Origin of the sequence: Novosphingobium album (ex Liu et al. 2023) (assembly GCF_029076845.1) — a bacterium.
GTDB lineage: Bacteria > Pseudomonadota > Alphaproteobacteria > Sphingomonadales > Sphingomonadaceae > Novosphingobium.
This window is the reverse complement of record NZ_JARESE010000012.1, coordinates 14,403-30,649: the sequence shown is the minus strand read 5'-3', so window position 1 is coordinate 30,649 and position 16,247 is coordinate 14,403. Positions and strand designations below refer to the sequence as shown.

Genomic DNA, 16,247 nt, shown 5'->3' with positions numbered 1-16,247 from the left:
TCGCCCGATGGCGGGTTGCGCTTTCCTTCGGTGCGGGCCGCCGCTGCCCGACGGCAGCTAGCTGCCGAAGCGATAGCGCAGCTTCACGCCCCAGGTCCGCGGCTCGGCGGGGAGCTGCGAGGCGAAGCCGACGCTGTTGCGGTTGTTATAGCTGAGATAGTATTTCTCATTGGTCGCATTCACGACGAATGCCGAGATATCCACCGGCAACTGCAGCGCGTCGTTCCAGCTCAGGTTGAAGTTCCACAGGCTGACGGATGGCAGGTAGATGTTCGGCACGAAGATGCCGTTGCCGCGCTGCACTCCGGGCGGAATGTTGCGCGCCGGATCGCCGTCCGGATTGCCGGCCTGGTTGAGCAGCTTGTCGGTGTAGCTGAACGTGCCGCTGAGAGTGACCTTGCCGATATCTTCGGGCAGCGGCAGATCCCAGGCCGCCGTAAGCGTCATCTTCCACTTCGGCGTGAAGGGCAGGGCCGATCCCGGGAAAACGGTGGCGACGAGCGTGTCATAGGGCACGTCGGGGCCGAGCGTCGGGAAGGTCAGCGACTTGATCTTGGTATCGAGGTAGGCCGCGTTGCCGCTTAGCGTCACCGCATCGGCCAAGCGCACGGTGGCGTCCGCTTCGATGCCCTGGATTGTCGAGTTGCCGACGTTGACGACGGTCGCCGTCGCCGTCGCGCGGTTCAGCACACGATCCTCAAGGCCCAGCAGGACCTGCTGGTTGGTGAAGTCGTTGTAGAACGCGGCCACGTTGAACGACCCCGGCGCGGCGCCGCGCCAGCTTGTCTTGAGGCCCGCTTCATAGACGTCGACCTTCTCGGGCGCGATCGTGTCGAAGCTGGAGCCCACCGAGGCGAAGATGTTGACCGTCCCCTGGCGATAGCCGCGGCTGTACTTGGCGTAGATCATCATGTCGGGGATCGGGAAGTAATCGAGGTCGATCATCCAGGTTGGCGCGCTCGATGACGTTTTCGGATTGATCCGGCACTCGTTGATATCGGTGATCGGCGCGCCGATGCGCGCGTTGGGATTGGCCGGATTGGGGATCGTCGGTCCGACGATAGGCGCGAACGTGCAGGTGAAGGGGCCATTCACCGCCCGGCGCACGGCCGAGACGTTCTCACCTTCGACGCGGTCCCAGGTGTAGCGGAACCCGCCCGTCAGCTTGAGCTGGTCGGAGAAGGAATAGGTCGCCTGCCCATAGGCGCCGATATCACGGAACTTCGACTGGTTGATCGCGGGGGAATAGATCGCGCTCGCGGGGCCGAACACGGGAATGCACGTGCCGGTCTCGATCACGGGCGGATTGCCCGGGCAGGCCGCGAAGCTGGCGCTGTTGGCCCCCGAAAGGCCGATCGACTGGCTTTTCTCGTAATAGAAGCCGGCCTGCCATTCGAGGTTGGGCAGGTTGCCGACAAGCTGAAGCTCCTCGCTGAGCGTCCACTGGTTGGCGCGCGGCAGCAGCTTTCCGCCGGGCGAGAGACCGCCCGGACCGGTCGGCTCACCGATCGGATAGGACCAGGTGAAGATCAGCGAGGCATCGGGCGGGTTGTCTCCGCCCAGCGGGAAGTACTCCCCGAACGTGGCGTTGCGGAACTGCGCCTTGTATTCGCCATAGCTTGCGATGTTGCGCACGGTGATGCTGTCGGAGGCCACCCATTTGGTCTGGTTGATGACCTGCCATTGCCGGGCCGTGTTGTCCGGGTTCACCAGGGCGTTCTGAACGGTCCAGAAGCTCTGGCCCGCTTCCCGGGCCATCTGGGCGCAGGCCTGGTTGCCCATTGCGGGGATGCGGCCGTTGATCGGGATGGAGTTGTTGCACTCGGTGATCTTGGGGATCACGCCGGTGTCCGACGAACGCTGGATATAGGCCACCGTGTAGTTCTCTATGTCGGGCGAAATGTCCCACAGCACGCTGGCGCGAAGCGCATAGCGATCGCGGTCGCCAAGGCGGCTGGGGCCGATGCCCGATATGTTCTTGAGATAGCCGTCGCGCTTTTCGTAGTCGCCGCCCAGGCGCAGGCGCAGCGCGTCCGACAGCGGCAGGTTGATCGCCCCTTGAACGCGGCGCAGGTTGAAGTTGCCGACGGTGCCTTCGACGTAGCCTTCGAATCGGTCGGTCGGCCGCTGGGGCACGAGCACGATGGCGCCGCCCGTGGTGTTCCGGCCGAACAGGGTGCCTTGCGGGCCTTTGAGCACCTGCACGTTCTGAAGATCGAAATAGAGGCCCGCGCCGGCACCCTCGCCGAAATAGGATCCGACAAGACCGGCGCGCGGCGCGGTCACTTCGGCAAAATAAACGCCGACCGAGGGAGCGGTGCGAAGCTCCTGGGTGAAGCCGCGGATGGCGAAGCTCGCGTTGGACTGGCCGAAGCGCGAATTCGCGGTCAACGAAGGCGTGAAACTCGCCAGTTCGACGCCGTTGGTGATGTTGCTCTTGTCGAGCTGTGTCTGATTGAACACTGTAATCGAGATCGGCACGTCCTGCAGCCGCTCCTCGACGCGGCGGGCCGTGACGATGATGTCCGCGCCGTTCGTCGCCGACGCGTCGCTATTTTGCGCCCATGCCGGAGTGCTGGCGAGCGCGCTTAGCGCGGTCGCCGCAAGCAGGACGCTTCTTTTGGTCGCAAGGCCGGTATGCCTTTCCATCGATCATCTCCCTGTCTGGCGGCTCGTCAGATCGTGCTGACTGCCGCATCGCCTGCTTTTCAAGCTTGTCTGGCTCAGACGGTATGTCATATTAGAAGACGTTATGTCTAGCATTACGTCGTATTGACTGGACGAGAAAAATGATCGGCGGCGAGCAGGCCCGTCGTCTTGGGAGAGCGAGAGAATGGAAAGGCGGAAGATCGTCCAGTGGACGACGGGCAAGGTGGGCAAGATGGCCTTGCGCGCGATCTTCGACGATCCCCGGCTGGAACTGGTCGGTGTCTTTGCCCATTCTGCGGACAAGGTGGGAGTGGACGCGGGGGCGATCTGCGGGCGGCCCGATTGCGGCGTCAGAGCCACGGACGATGTGGAAGCGCTTGTGGCGCTTTCGCCCGACACGGTCATCTACACGCCGTTCATGGCCGATCTCGAACATCTCGTCAGGTTGCTGGCATCGGGCAGCGACGTCATCAGCACCAACCTGCTGAACAACCTGGGCGGCGTGGAGGGGGAGGTCCGCGAAAGGCTGGAGGCGGCCTGTGCGCAGGGCGGCAGCTCGCTTTATATAACGGGCATCAACCCCGGCTGGCTCGATACCCTGGCCGCGACCGCGACGGCGATCTGCCGGCGGGTGGATTCGGTCATGGTGACCGAAAGCGTCAGCGTCGCGCACTACGAATCGGTGGAGACCTGGCTTGCCGTGGGCATGTCGTTGCCCGAAGCCACGGCGGAGGTTCTGCAATCGGCCCGCGTCGCGCTGATCTCGTTCCGCGACTCGGTCGTCCGCATCGCCGAAGCGCTCGAATTCGAACTCGACGAGGTCGAATTCCTTGTCGAATACGCGACCGCCGCCGAGGACATCAACCTTGGCTGGTTCCGTATCGCGAAGGGAAGCCATGCGGCGCTGCGCGGCGGATGGGATGGCAAGGTCGACGGCCGCACCGTCGTGCGTCAGCGCGTGATCTGGTACATGACACGGGCGCTCAACGAGGGCTGGGAGATCGACGAACACAACTACCTCGTCGATGTCGATGGCGAGCCCGGCATCGCCCTGCGGGTCGCGGTCACGGTGCCGCAGGACTGGTCGCACCTTGAACATGCGATTGTCACCGCCCTGCCGGCCGTCAGCGCCGTGTTCGAGGTCAACGCGGCTCCGCCCGGAATCCTGGGCCTTCGCGGCGCGGGTCTGGTCGCGGCGCCAGCCGGCATATGGCAAGGCGCGGAACGTCAGGCGGACCGATCGTGACGCGCACCCGCGGGCCGAGCGGCGAGTGGCGGCATTGGCCGGTGCTCCTGGCGAGCATCGCCGGGATCATGCTGGCGGCGGTCAACGGCTATTCGCTCGGGGTGATCATGGGCCCGCTCGAGCGCGAATTCGGTTGGAGCCGCACCGAGATATCGATGGGGCCGATGATCATCGCCATGATGGGGCTCGTCGGCGCACCTGTCGCGGGAATTGCGATCGATCGCTTCGGGCCGCGCCGGATCGCCGCGATCGGCGTGGTCGCCTTCTGCGGCGCGCTGGCCCTTTTGTCGCGGGCCGGCCCGGACATCTGGTCGTGGTGGCTGCATTGGGCGCTTCTCGGGGTCGCATCCATGCTTCTGGTGACCACTGTCTGGGCAGCGGCGCTCAACAGTCTGTTCTCCGTCCATCGCGGCAAGGCGCTGGCCTTCGCGCTGTGCGGGACCGGGCTCAGCGCCGCCGTCACTCCGCTGGCGACCAGTGCGCTGGTCACGGAATATGGCTGGCGCGGCGCTTATATAGGGCTGGCGGTGATCGGTGGGGTCATTGTCTTTCCGCTGGTGCTGCTGTTCTTCCGCGCCGCGCGCGACACTGTCGTCCATGACGCGGCGGTCGAGATAACCGGCTTCGACGTGCGCGAGGGCTTGGCAGCGCCGTCGTTTCGCAAGCTTGCCGCCGCCGTGCTGCTGTTCGCCGTTTCGAGCATCGCGCTGACGGTGAACGCCGTGCCGGTGCTTGACAGCCAGGGCTTCGATACCGCGACGGCAGCCTGGCTGGCAGGGCTGATCGGTATCGGATCGATCGTCGGCAGATTGGGGGGCGGCTTCCTGCTGGACCGCTTCGATGCAAAGAAAGTGGCCGCCGCGGCCGCCGTCTCGCCCGTGGTGACCGCATTGCTGCTCACGCTGTTTCCGGGCTCGGTCGGACCCGTGGCGGTCGCGGCCCTGTTTCTCGGCCTCTCCGCGGGGACCGAGGTCGATGCCTGCGGCTATCTCGCCGCGCGCCATCTCGGTATGCGCAAGTTCGGCACGCTGTTCGGCATGATCAACGGCGTCGTCCTGTTCGGCTCGGGCGCGGCGCCGGTTGCGGCCAACTATATCTATGACGTTACAGGAACGTACCATCTCCTCCTGATCGCGGTCGTGCCGGTCAGCCTGGTCGCCGCGATGCTGTTCGCGTCGCTCGGGCGCTATCCCGACTGGTCGGCCGACGTGGCGCCGGCATCTTCCGGCGCATCGGTGCTTCCGGCGGGCAGCAGCCCCTCGGTCGCTGGCTGATGCGGGGAAGGGGCCGTCAGGCGAAAGCGCCGAGGTCTTCCTCGATGGTCTCGCAGGAGATCTTCCAGCAGTGCGAAACGTCGAACCAGCGCGCCTCGTCCTTCTGGAGCATCTCGGCATGTTCGCGGGCGATGCGGCCCATTTCCTCTGCCGCGGCCTCGTCGCGCAAGACGAATTCGGAGACGGCGTCGAAACCGACCACGTCGATACCCGACTGATCGCCGAAGAAATTGCGCGCGGTCTTCAGATAGTTGCGGCGATAGGACAGCCACAGGTGGCCGAACAGCTTTACCGCGATCCGCGAATGGCTGTTCTCGTAACCGTCACGGAACTCGGCGGGCGACAAATCCGCGCGGCGCCGGACCATGACCAGCATCTTGATCGGCATCGACTTCTCCTCGAACCTGGCGCTTCCGGCCATTCCCGACATTGGCATATTATCGGACATATCGTCCACGATTTTTCCGCGCTGCGATGCATCAAATTAATGGACGGAATGTCGTGCATTGAGCCATAGGTCACAGGCGGTTTGCCCGGCCAGCGCGAACAACCGTGTCGGTGCAAAAAAGAGAATGCGCGGCGCCTGCCGCCGCGCTGTGGGAGAAGCATTTCATGAGCGGGAAGACCTACCGTGTCATTCAGTGGGCCACCGGCGTGGTCGGCCAGGCGGCCCTCACGCATTTCATCGAGAACCCGGTGTTCGAGCTTGCCGGCGTGCTCGTCTACAATCCCGACAAGATCGGCAGGGACGCGGGTGAGCTTGTCGGCCTGCCGCCGACGGGGGTGATCGCCACCGACGACGTCGAACAGATACTGGCGATGCAGGCTGACTGCGTGATGTTCGCGCCGATCGGGCTGGACTGGAACATGGTCTGCCGTCTGTTGCGTTCGGGAAAGAACGTGGTCTCGCCGCTCGGGCCATTCTACCCGAGCGAGCGTTACACGGAACTGTTCGCCGAGGTGGAGGCCGCTTGCCGCGAGGGCGGTGTCTCGATCTACGGCGGCGGCGTCCATCCCGGTTTCGCGGGCGACATCCTGCCGCTCACGCTGGCGCGAATGATGAACCGGATCGACCGGATCGAAGTGTCCGAGGTGATCGACAAGCTGCGCAATCCGATGGTCTATATCGAGATGATGGGCTTCGGCACCGATCCCGACGCATTGCTGGCCAAGCCCAGGCGATCACCCGAAGCGCCGCACCACTTCGCGCAGTCCATGACCATGGTGGTGGAGGGGCTCGGCAAGACGATCGAGCGGCTGACCGCCAGCTTCGAGGTCGCCCGGGCGACGCGCGACATTCCCTATCCCAACGGCGTCATCCGCAAGGGCACGGTGGGCGGGCAGCGTTACGAATGGACCGCCTGGGTCGAGGGTAAGCCGTTCATGACCTTCCACACCATCTGGACGATGGGCGAGGACATCGAGCCTCGCTGGGATACCAGCGAGAGTTGCTATCGCATCGTGATCGCGGGCGATCCGCCGCTGGAGATGAAGCTGATGGGCGGCGAGGAAGCCGACGGCGGGCGTCATTTCCCGGGCCTGCCCTGGACCGGCCTGCTGGCCGCGACCGCGATTCCGGCGGTTTGCGAGGCGCGGCCGGGCCTGCTTACCCATCTCGATCTCGGGATTGTCCAGCCCCTCGGCCTGGTCCGGCCATGACCGGAGCACCTGGCCGCGTCGGCTAGCGGAAGGTCCCCTCGACATTGCTTTCCACCGGCTGCGAGATCGCGTTCACACAGCGACCGCGATCGAGGAACAATTCCTCGTCCGCCACGAGCGCGCGATACACTTCCGGCTCGCTGGCGATGCGCTTGAGCTCAAGGTAGCCGTCGGGCTCACGGAAGACGAGTTCGGTGAGACAATCGTAGCGTTCTCCACCACCGCCCCGTCGAGCAGCCGCGTCCCGCTGGGAATGTAGTTGCGGCGATACGAGACGAAGAGGTGGCCGAAATATTTCTCGCCCAGCAGCGCATGACCGTTTTCGTAGTGCTCGCGAAAGGCTTCGAAGGTCATGCCGGGCTTGCGCTTGAGCAGGACGAAAACGCGCTGCATCATGTCTTTTCCGCTTGCGAGATCGCTCGCCAGGCATCGTTGCCCCTGGCGAGCGGGCGGCGCGCGAGCATGGCCCGGCGCGCCATCAGAACGAGAAGTTGAGGTTCACACCATAGGTCCGCGGGGCCCCGGCCGACTGGGTGATGCCAGTGCCCGACGAGATCTTCTGCACCGAATACTTCTCGTTGAAGGCATTGCGGATCCACAATTCGAACCCGAACTGTTCGGCCGGGCGGTATTCGATCGAGCCGTTGACCAGGCTGTATCTGGGCTGCCTGGCGATGGTGTCGGGCTCGAAGACGAAACCCGAGTTGTAGCTGTAGAGGCCGGACAGGCGGACCTGGCCGGTCTCGCCCACGGGTATCTTGTAGCTCGCGCCGAAGCTTGCGGTGAACTTGGGCGCGTTCATCGTGCGCAGGCCCGAGACGTCGCCGAAGCAGGTGAAATAGCCGCCCGCCGCAACGCCGTTGGGGAAGAACACGCCCGGGTTCTTGGTGCCGGCCAGATTGGCCGGGCAGGTGGTGGCCTGCGTCTGGCCGACAACGCGCGGATAGATGATCGGTGCCTGGAACGTGGCGCCGGCGCCGCCGAATTTGCCATAGCGCGAATCAAGGATGGTCGCGCCGCCGAACAGGCGCAAGTGCTGCGTCGGCGCGGCCTCGAAGTCGATGTCGATGCCGTCGACCTTCACCGTCGCCGCATTGAGCGTGACCGATGCGCCAAGCGCCGCGGTCGCCGCCGAGCGGACCTGATAATCCTGGATGTCGTAATGATAGGCCGAGAGATTGAGGCGCAGCTTGCGGTCGAACAGCTCTGACTTGAGCCCTGCCTCGTAAGCGGTGATGGTCTGCGGCAGATAGGGCGAGTTGAGCGGGCTCTGCAGGCTGTAGGAGCCCGCCTTGAAGCCACGGTTCGCCGAGAGGTAGACATTGATGTCCGGCGTGATGTCCTGCCGCAGCGCGGCCCGCCACGTCACCTTGTTGTAGCTGAGCTTCGTCATCGGATTCTTGGTCAGCGCGCCTTCGCCCGCGGCGGTGACATTCGCCTGGCCGCCGTCGAAATCGCGCTTGTCCTTGGTGTAGCGGATGCCGCCGGTCAGATGTGTCGTCGGGGTGATCGCATAGGTCGCCTCGGCAAAGGCGGCGTAGGAATCGGACTTCAGGTCGGCGACGATATGCTGCCCGAGCAGCGGCGCGAAGCCGAGGCCGGAGAAATTGGAATCGTTGGTCGCCTCGTTGTGCAGATAGAACACGCCGAGCTGCCAGGACAGCGGACCGGGCATGGTCGAAGCGAGCCGCACTTCCTGCTGGATGGACTTGCCGCCCGACACGAAGTCGATCTTGAGCAACGACAGCGGGCCGCCATCGACATCGAACGACGAACGGTTCGTGGTCTTGCGATAGGCGCTGATGCTGGTCAACTTGGCAAAGCCGAGATCGGCCTCGAGCGTGCCCGAAACGCCCCAGATCTTCTGCCTGGTATCCGGGTAGTCATTGAGCGTCGCATCCCACCAGCCGAGCGACTGCCCGGTTGGGGTGCGGCCGCCGATCTGGCCACCTGACCCGATCGTGCCCGGATCGATCTGATAGCCGAGCGCGAGGTTGTCGTGGTTTTCGTAATAGTCGCCCGCGATGATCAGCTTCACGGCATCGGTCGGGCGGATGACGAGTTTCGACCGGGCGCCGGCGAAGTCCTGGACCTTGTTCTTGCGGTCGAGCGTGACGTTGTGACCCCAGCCGTCGCTCTGGTGCGTCTTGGTGAGCGCGAGGTCGACGCCGACCTTGTCGGTGATCGGTCCGCCGACATAGGCGCGGGCATTGATCGTGTCGTAATTGCCATAGCCCAGCTGGCCGTCGAGCTTCCACTCGTCGCCCGGCTCACGCGTGATGATGTGGATCAGGCCGCCCGTGGCGTTGCGCCCGAACAGCGTGCCCTGCGGCCCCTTGAGGACTTCGATCCGTTCTATGTTGTTGAAGTTGTTTATCGTCTGGCCAAGATCGGCCATGTAGACGCCATCGATGTAGACCGCGTTCGCGCCTTCTTCGCCTACCGCCGCGTTGGTCGTGCCGACGCCGCGGACGAAGAGCAGGCCCGAGGCGCCCGAGCGGGTGAACTGCACGGAAGGCACGATCTGCGGCAGGTCGCGCGTGGTGTCGACGCCATTGTCCCGCAGTGCATTGGCGGTTACCGCGGCGACGGCGATCGGCACGTCCTGCATGCGTTCCTCGCGATGCTGCGCGGTGACGACGATCTCTTCGAGGCCGCCGGAAGCGTCGGTTTCCTGCGCCAGGGCCGGGATCGCGGCAAATGCGGCCGGGCCAGCCAGCGCGACACCGGCCAGCGCACGCAAACGCACGGTTGAGCTTTTAGACATCGCATTCCTCCCCGTTGGAAAGCCGCTCTTTGCTGGCGGCTATTCACTTGGTTCGCGTGCCCCGGATGGCACGCGAGCCCATTTCCGCTTTATGTATAATAGAAGACGTTATGTCCAGATATTATTCGAACCGTCTCCATTCTGGCGCTGTCGGTTCAGATGATCGTATCCTGCAGGATACGGCCGCCGACGCCGCGGTTCTCGAAACGGCCGAGGCCGTAGTCGCCCTTGATCGTGGTGCGGTACATGATGCGCTCGTGCGCGGGATCATGGCCCGACACGGCGTGGAGCATCCGCCAGTTGTCCCAGATCAACATCTCGGTCGGCTTCCAGGCGTGGTGGTAGCTGCACTGCGCGGCGAGTTCGTTGATCGCGCGGGTAATCTCGGCAAACAGCGCATCACCTGCGGAATCCTCGTGCCCGACGATCCCCTCGGCCATGTAGGGCGACACATGGAGCACTTTCTCGCCGCTCACGCGCGTCCAGATCGCTGGGTGGATGGCGCGCGGCATGGCCCTGGCCTGGGCTTCGAAGTCCTTGCCCATCGGTTTGGAGCGCAGCACCTTGAGATCGGGAGGATTGCTGAAACGCTGGGTCTCGTAGTGCGAGTTGAGCGTATAGAGGATTTCCGCGCCTTCGATCCGGGCGAGCAGATCGGCGGGGAACAGCTTGTAGAGCGAAATCCCGTCAAGGAAGCCGGTGAGGCCGCCTGCCGGCGTGATCTTGGCCGCGCGCAGGATGCCGGCGCGGTTCAGTTCGTCGTTGTAGCAATGGTCGAAGTGCCAGGGCAGCCAATGCGACACCTGCTTGCCGTTCACTTCCACGATACCGCCGCTGTCGGGGCTGCTGCGCAGCTCGATCACGCCGGGCATCCCTTCGGCATCGACGCGCGCGATCGACTTGACGGGGTGCTCCTTGAGCGGGCCGAAGACGTTGCTGAGCGCCAGTTGCATGGCGTTGCTGGGCTCGACGTTCTCGAACACGATCATGCCCGCTTGTTCGAAAGCGGCATTGATCTGCGTGCGGATGGCTTCGTCCCCGGTCATCTCGCGCGTGAGGCCGGAAATGCGCACGCCGAAATCGAGCTTGTCGTCGAGAGGGCGGATATGGAGCGTCACGGTCTGTTTCTCCTGTTTCCGAATATCAGCCGGCGATCAGCCGGGCAGTGAGTGCGGGGTTACGACATGCGCGCATCGGAGCGGCCGGATCGCACTGGCCAGCGGCGACGAATGGCCTGGCGGCGGCGGCTTTCCGCGTCATCGCGCGACAATGCCCGCCTTGTGCCAGACCGCGCGGTGGCCTCCGTCGACGGGAATGTCGATGCCGTTCACGAAGCTGGCCGCGTCCGAAAGCAGGAAATCGACCACGTTGGTGATTTCAAGGAGCGAGCCTTCGCGTTCGAGCGGGATTTCCTTCGCCTTGTCGGCGCGGGTAACGCGCGCCTCGCTGCCGTCATGGCTGGGCAGGGTATCACCTTCGGCGCGGGCCATCGGGCTGTCGATCATGCCCGGCGAGAGCGACAGGGCCCGTGCCTCGCGCCCGCGCCAGTCGCGCGCCAGCCGCTCGGCCAGCCGGTTCACGCCGAGCTTGGCATAGTTGTAGGTCCAGTCGAAATCGGGCTCGCGCCCGTGATAGGTTTCGAGCGCGTCGCAGAAGCCGGGCGCCAGCGGATCGTCGAGCAGCGCGTCGAGCTTGCTGTCCAGCGGCGGCAGGTAGCTCGCCAGGGACGAGATGAACAGCGCCGCGCCGCCGCGCACCAGGCTGGGCCCGGCGGCTTGCGCCACGCGAACCGCACCGAACAGGTCGATGTCCATCATCTTGCGCCAGTCGCCGATCGACTTGCCGACGGCGGCGACGTGGGCGAGGGCGCGCACGCCTGGACCTTGCGCCAGCACCTGGCCGAGCGTTTCGATCTGCGCCGGATCGGTGATGTCGCACAGATGCCCCCTGGCGGCGAAGCCGTCGAGCAGCAGGCCGTCCACTGTCGCATCGAGCCGCTTCTGGTCGATGTCGACCATCAGAAGCGGATGCCGCCGGCCGAGCGTGCGAGCGATCGACGTGCCCATGCCGCCGCAGCCGATGATGAGAGCGACGGGCCCCTTGGCCCAATAGGCGGTGAGTTCGACGGCGGTGGTGCTCATGCGTTCAGTCTCCCGGAATTGTTGTGATTGCGTCACATCGCGTTGAAGTAGTGCGGTTTGATCTCGGCCACCTTGCCGTCCTGGAACCGCCAGCGCTCGAGCAGTGAGCTTTCGAAGGGCTTGCCGGTCTCGCGCACCGTCGCGCGCAGTTCCATCTCGGCGACGATGAAGTCGGGATCGTCGGTCTGGTAGATGCGAACCGTTTCCAGCCGCTCGATCGCGAGCGCGTCGACGAAGATCGCGAAGAACGCCATGAAGCCCTCGCCGCCGCCATAGGTGCCGGCGAAGGACAGCCCGGAGCCTTCGTGCAGGGCGAAGCCCGGTGCGCAGAGCGCTTTGACCGTCTCGCCATCGCCGGCCATCACCGCGCCGGTGAAGCGTTCGAGCACGGCAAGGTTCGGATTGTCTGGCATGGTGGCTTTCTCTCCCCAGATCGCCCTCAGTTGTCCCACAGGCTGCTGCCGGAGTTGATCGGGACATCCGGCGGCACGCATCGCGACGTGTCGGTCTCGTGCCTTTCATACCGCACCAGCCGCACCGACGAACGATCGAGGAAGTGCTCCTCGTCGTCATGGAACATCTTGCCGATGGCAGGGTCCGACAGCGTCGCTATGACTTGCGCGAAGGCGGCCTCGTCGCGCAGGTCCCATTCGGCGATGCAATCGTAGTCCCAACCCTTCGCCGCCAGCACGGCGCTCATCGCCGGATTGCCGGCCGCCACGGTTTCGGCGGGAAGCACGTAGTTGCGACGATAGCCCGTCAGGAGGTGGCCGAGGTACTTCGCGCCGAGCACGGCGTGGCTGGTCTCGTAATGTTCGCGGAACTGCTCGAAGCTGATGCCGGGCTTGCGCCGCAGCAGCCACATGATCGTTACCATCGGTCCTCTCCCGGCGCTTTCAGGCTTCCTGACCGACGCGCAGCGTCATGCCGGGCATACCCTGCGCCTTCCAGTCTTCGAGCAGGTCGAGCCAGGCCTGCCAGCCCGGTCCCCACGAATCGCCCAGGAACCAGCGCACCTTCTCCTCGCCCTCGTTGTTATAGTAGCCCGGCGTGCATTCGCGCACGATCGGGCCCATGTCGATGTTCGAGGCTTTCACGTCGCGGATCCAGTCGGCTTCGGCCTGCGCGCTCGGCTCGATCGCGACGGCGCCACGCGCCTGCGTCTCGCGGATCAGCCAGGCCATGTGCTCGCCTTGCTGCTCGAAGACCGCTGGCAGCGAGACGTTGAGCCCGCCCTGGAGCAGACCCATGACGAACAGGTTGGGGAAGCCGTGCGCCATCGCGCCGTGCAGCGTGCGGTAGCCGTCGGCCCAGTGATCGTAGAGCGATCGTCCATCCCGCCCTTCGATCGCGGCGATGCCCCAGCGCCGTCTCAGCTCGCTGGTCACTTCGTAGCCGCTGGCGAAGATGACGCAGTCGACCTCGTATTCGGTGCCGCGGTGCATGAAGCCGTTCTCGGTGAGCGCTTCGAGCCCGCGGGTGTCCGAAACGTCGATCAGCTTCACGTTGGGGCGGTTGAACGCCTGGTAGTACTCGTCGTTCGAGGTGGGCCGCTTGCAGATGATGCGATAATAGGGCTTGAGCGCCTCTGCCGTCTCCTTGTCCTCGACGATCGCATCGACACGGCGGCGCAGGCGTTCCATCACCTGGTAGTCCATGATCTCGCGGCGTTCGAGGAATTCGTCGATCGAAAGCTGCCGCCAGCCCTGTTCCTCCTGTTCCATCTCGGCCGAGATGTTGCGGTTGATCTCGGTCCAGATATCGCCGACGAGGTCTTCCTCGCCTTCCCGGAAGCCGGCGTGGGTGAAGCGCTGGTAGTTGTCGCGGCGGCGCGCCTGCCAGCCCGGCTGGAGCGACTTCTCCCAATCGGGATCGGTCGGCTGGTTATCGCGCACGTCGACGCTCGAAGGGGTGCGCTGGATCACGTAGAGCTGCTTCGCGTAGCGGCAGAGGAACGGCACCGCCTGGACCGAACTGGCCCCGGTGCCGACGATGGCGACGCGCTTGTCCTTCAGCTTGTCGAGCACCGGGTTCTTCTGGCTGCCCCCGGTGTAGTCATAATCCCAGCGCGAGGTGTGGAAGATGTGGCCCCTGAAATCGCCGATGCCGGAGACGCCGGGCAGCTTGGGCGTATTGGTCGGCCCGGCGCCCATGATCACGAACCGGGCGCGGATGTCGTCGCCACGGTTGGTGGCGATGCGCCAGCGGCTGATCTGGTCATCCCATTTCAGCGATTCGATCCGCGTGTGGAACAGCGCGTCCTCATTGAGCCGGAACCTGTCGGCGATGCGCTCGAAATGCTCGCGGATTTCCCAGCCGTCGACGAAGCGTTTGGAAGGGACGTAGCCGGTCTCCTCCAGCAGCGAGACGTAGCAATAGGCTTCGTTATCGCACTGGACCCCGGGATAGCGGTTCCAGTACCAGCAGCCGCCGAAGCCGCCGGCGGCTTCGAATATGCGGAAGTCGTCGATGCCGGCCTTGCGCAGGTGATAGGCGGCCAGCGTGCCCGACCAGCCGGCGCCCAGCACCGCGACCTCGATGTCGGCGTCGACCGGCGCGCGCGGCCCGACGGGGGTGTGCGGATCCTCGTCATAGAAGCCGGCGATATGGGTATCGACGCGGACATACTGGTTCTGGCCCTCGGCCCGCAGGCGCTTGTCACGTTCGCGCCGGTACTTTTCCCGCAGCGCGGGGATGTCGATTTCCGACGCCTTGGGGACATCGGTGGCGTTTGAGATCATCCTGCATCCTTTGAACTGCGCGCCGGCGCGCCGGCCACGTTTCGGTAGCTCTGTTGGGCGGCACACTAGATAAAATTTGTGCGCAGTCCACCAAAATATGGACATTGTGTCTTTTATGTTTAAGCCGGGCTGACGGAAGTGGACGTCGATCCGCCACAGGGAAGGGAGCAAGGCGCATGGGTTCCAAAGTCAGGGAATATCGCCCCGAAGGACCACTCGATCCGGTGGCGGCGGCGGTCGCCCAGGCCTTTTCAGCGGCCCCGCTCTCGGCCTTCCCGATCGAGCAGACCCGCGCGGGAATGCAGGCGGCCTGCGCGCCCACGCGCGAGCCGGCGATGGACCGCGTCGAGGATCATGGCGTGCCCGTGGCTGGTGGCGAAATCGCGGTGCGGCTCTATCGTCCGGTCGTGCGGCCGGCGGCGCTGATCGCCTGGGCCCACGGCGGGGGCTTCGCGCTTGGCTCCATAGAGGAACTCGACAATTTCTCGCGGCTGCTGGCAGCCAAAACCGGCTGTGCCGTGGCTTCGATCGAGTACCGGCTGGCGCCCGGGCACACGTTTCCGGTCGCGGTCGAGGATGTCGAGGCAGCGGTGCTGTGGATCGCGGCGCGGCTGGGCGATCTGGTGGGCGACGCGGTGCCGCTCTGGCTGGGTGGCGACAGTGCCGGCGGCAATCTCGCCACGGTCGTCACCCGCAGGCTGCACGCGGCCGGCACGGCGCGCATCGCCGGAAACATCCTGACCTATCCCTGCACCGACACGCCCGAGGCAGAATCGCTGCGGCGGTTCGATCCGCCGTTCATGGCGGCAGAGGACGTCGCGTGGTTCATCGATATGTACCTGCCTGATGCGGCCGCGCGCGAGCATCCCGATTTCGCGCCGATCCGCGCCGCGGACCTGGCTGGCCTGCCGCCTACCCTTGTCGTCACCGCGGAGCACGACATCCTGACCGAGCAAGGCGAGGCCTATGCCGAGCGTTTGCGTGGCAGCGGCGTCGACGTCGAGGTGGAGCGCGTCCCGGGCATGATCCACGGCTTCCTCACGCTCGACGCCTTCCTGCCGGGCGCGGCGGGGCGAACCATCGACCGCATCGGCCGTTTCATCGCCGCGCGGACATGACCGATCCCGTCGTCCGGCAGCTGATGCGCCTGTTTCGCGCCCGGCCGGTTGACCCGGCTGGTCAAGGTGCGAACAGGCCACCGCGCAGCAAGCGGGCGTAAGCGCTGAACACGCGCTCGTCGACCGGACCGGGACCGTAATGCTGGCTGAGGTAGCTGCGCGCACCCATCAGGATGTGCACGATCACTTCCAGCTCGGGGTCGGCATAGTCCCGCACTTCGCCGCGATCGCGGGCGCGGCCCAGGATGCGCTGGAACGGGGTGGCCATGTTCTCCATGTGCCGGCGGTAAGCCTGGGGCGCGGCGAACTCCGCCTCGTTGAGGATGCGCAGGAATCCCGCATTCTGGGCCAGATAATCGAAGAAGGCGTGGAAACGGGCCGTTTCGCGTTCGGCTTCCGGTCGTATCGTCTCGGTCCGCTCCTGGATGAAATGCGCCATCTCCCGGCCGATGGTCGGCAGCAGGGTGTCAAGCAGCGCCTGGCGACTGGCATAGTGGTTATAGAACGTGCCCTGCGCCACGCCGGCCATTTCGGTGATCCGCGCCACCGAGGCTTCGGCATAGCCCAGTTCGCCGACGATATGCCGCGCTGCGTCGAACAGCCGCCGCTTCACGTCCTCGTTGCGTTCGGCGCGCGTCATCTTCCGCGCGGG

14 protein-coding genes are annotated in these 16,247 nt (G+C 65.1%); 4 read left to right on the top strand and 10 right to left on the bottom strand.

Annotated features, from left to right (window positions below):
• Positions 1 to 57: 57 nt before the first annotated feature.
• Positions 58 to 2,649: a TonB-dependent receptor gene (locus PYV00_RS04600; protein ID WP_275227087.1), complete on the bottom strand. Its 2,592-nt coding sequence runs from the start codon at positions 2,647 to 2,649 to the stop codon at positions 58 to 60.
• 184 nt (positions 2,650 to 2,833) lie between these two features.
• Here PYV00_RS04600 and PYV00_RS04595 point away from each other — a divergent pair, with 184 nt between their 5' ends.
• Positions 2,834 to 3,895, top strand: a complete 1,062-nt coding sequence (locus tag PYV00_RS04595) for an NAD(P)H-dependent amine dehydrogenase family protein (protein ID WP_275227086.1) — start codon at positions 2,834 to 2,836, stop codon at positions 3,893 to 3,895.
• Complete coding sequence (locus tag PYV00_RS04590; RefSeq protein WP_275227085.1) at positions 3,892 to 5,169, top strand: MFS transporter; 1,278 nt, start codon at positions 3,892 to 3,894, stop codon at positions 5,167 to 5,169. Before PYV00_RS04595 ends, PYV00_RS04590 begins: the two co-directional genes overlap by 4 nt.
• 16 nt (positions 5,170 to 5,185) lie before the next feature.
• Here the strand turns inward: PYV00_RS04590 and PYV00_RS04585 are convergent, their stop codons facing one another.
• Entirely contained in the window at positions 5,186 to 5,557 is a 372-nt protein-coding gene (locus PYV00_RS04585) for an EthD domain-containing protein (RefSeq protein WP_275227084.1), read from the bottom strand.
• A gap of 224 nt (positions 5,558 to 5,781) precedes the next feature.
• Here PYV00_RS04585 and PYV00_RS04580 point away from each other — a divergent pair, with 224 nt between their 5' ends.
• Positions 5,782 to 6,828 carry an NAD(P)H-dependent amine dehydrogenase family protein gene (locus PYV00_RS04580; protein WP_275227083.1) on the top strand — a complete coding sequence of 349 codons (1,047 nt, stop codon included), beginning with the start codon at positions 5,782 to 5,784 and terminating at the stop codon, positions 6,826 to 6,828.
• A 72-nt stretch (positions 6,829 to 6,900) separates the two neighbouring features.
• Here PYV00_RS04580 and PYV00_RS04575 read toward each other — a convergent pair whose 3' ends face one another.
• The 7 genes from PYV00_RS04575 to PYV00_RS04545 form a co-directional block, all read right to left on the bottom strand.
• Entirely contained in the window at positions 6,901 to 7,224 is a 324-nt protein-coding gene (locus PYV00_RS04575; RefSeq protein WP_275227082.1) for an EthD domain-containing protein, read from the bottom strand.
• Positions 7,225 to 7,306: 82 nt separating this feature from the next.
• A complete protein-coding gene (locus PYV00_RS04570) occupies positions 7,307 to 9,595 on the bottom strand; it encodes a TonB-dependent receptor (protein ID WP_275227081.1) in 2,289 nt (762 codons plus the stop codon).
• A gap of 155 nt (positions 9,596 to 9,750) precedes the next feature.
• On the bottom strand, positions 9,751 to 10,713 hold the full coding sequence (locus PYV00_RS04565; protein WP_275227080.1) for a TauD/TfdA dioxygenase family protein: 963 nt from the start codon (positions 10,711 to 10,713) through the stop codon (positions 9,751 to 9,753).
• A gap of 138 nt (positions 10,714 to 10,851) precedes the next feature.
• Positions 10,852 to 11,736 carry an SDR family NAD(P)-dependent oxidoreductase gene (locus PYV00_RS04560; protein WP_275227079.1) on the bottom strand — a complete coding sequence of 295 codons (885 nt, stop codon included), beginning with the start codon at positions 11,734 to 11,736 and terminating at the stop codon, positions 10,852 to 10,854.
• A gap of 32 nt (positions 11,737 to 11,768) precedes the next feature.
• Positions 11,769 to 12,149: a nuclear transport factor 2 family protein gene (locus tag PYV00_RS04555; protein WP_275227078.1), complete on the bottom strand. Its 381-nt coding sequence runs from the start codon at positions 12,147 to 12,149 to the stop codon at positions 11,769 to 11,771.
• Positions 12,150 to 12,175: 26 nt separating this feature from the next.
• Entirely contained in the window at positions 12,176 to 12,613 is a 438-nt protein-coding gene (locus PYV00_RS04550; protein WP_275227077.1) for an EthD domain-containing protein, read from the bottom strand.
• A gap of 19 nt (positions 12,614 to 12,632) precedes the next feature.
• Complete coding sequence (locus PYV00_RS04545; RefSeq protein ID WP_275227076.1) at positions 12,633 to 14,477, bottom strand: flavin-containing monooxygenase; 1,845 nt, start codon at positions 14,475 to 14,477, stop codon at positions 12,633 to 12,635.
• A 176-nt stretch (positions 14,478 to 14,653) separates the two neighbouring features.
• On the opposite strand from PYV00_RS04545, the gene PYV00_RS04540 reads away from it, so the two are divergent.
• Positions 14,654 to 15,595, top strand: a complete 942-nt coding sequence (locus tag PYV00_RS04540) for an alpha/beta hydrolase (protein ID WP_275227075.1) — start codon at positions 14,654 to 14,656, stop codon at positions 15,593 to 15,595.
• A 61-nt stretch (positions 15,596 to 15,656) separates the two neighbouring features.
• Here the strand turns inward: PYV00_RS04540 and PYV00_RS04535 are convergent, their stop codons facing one another.
• Positions 15,657 to 16,235: a TetR/AcrR family transcriptional regulator gene (locus tag PYV00_RS04535; protein ID WP_275227074.1), complete on the bottom strand. Its 579-nt coding sequence runs from the start codon at positions 16,233 to 16,235 to the stop codon at positions 15,657 to 15,659.
• Between the last annotated feature and the right edge of the window lie 12 nt (positions 16,236 to 16,247).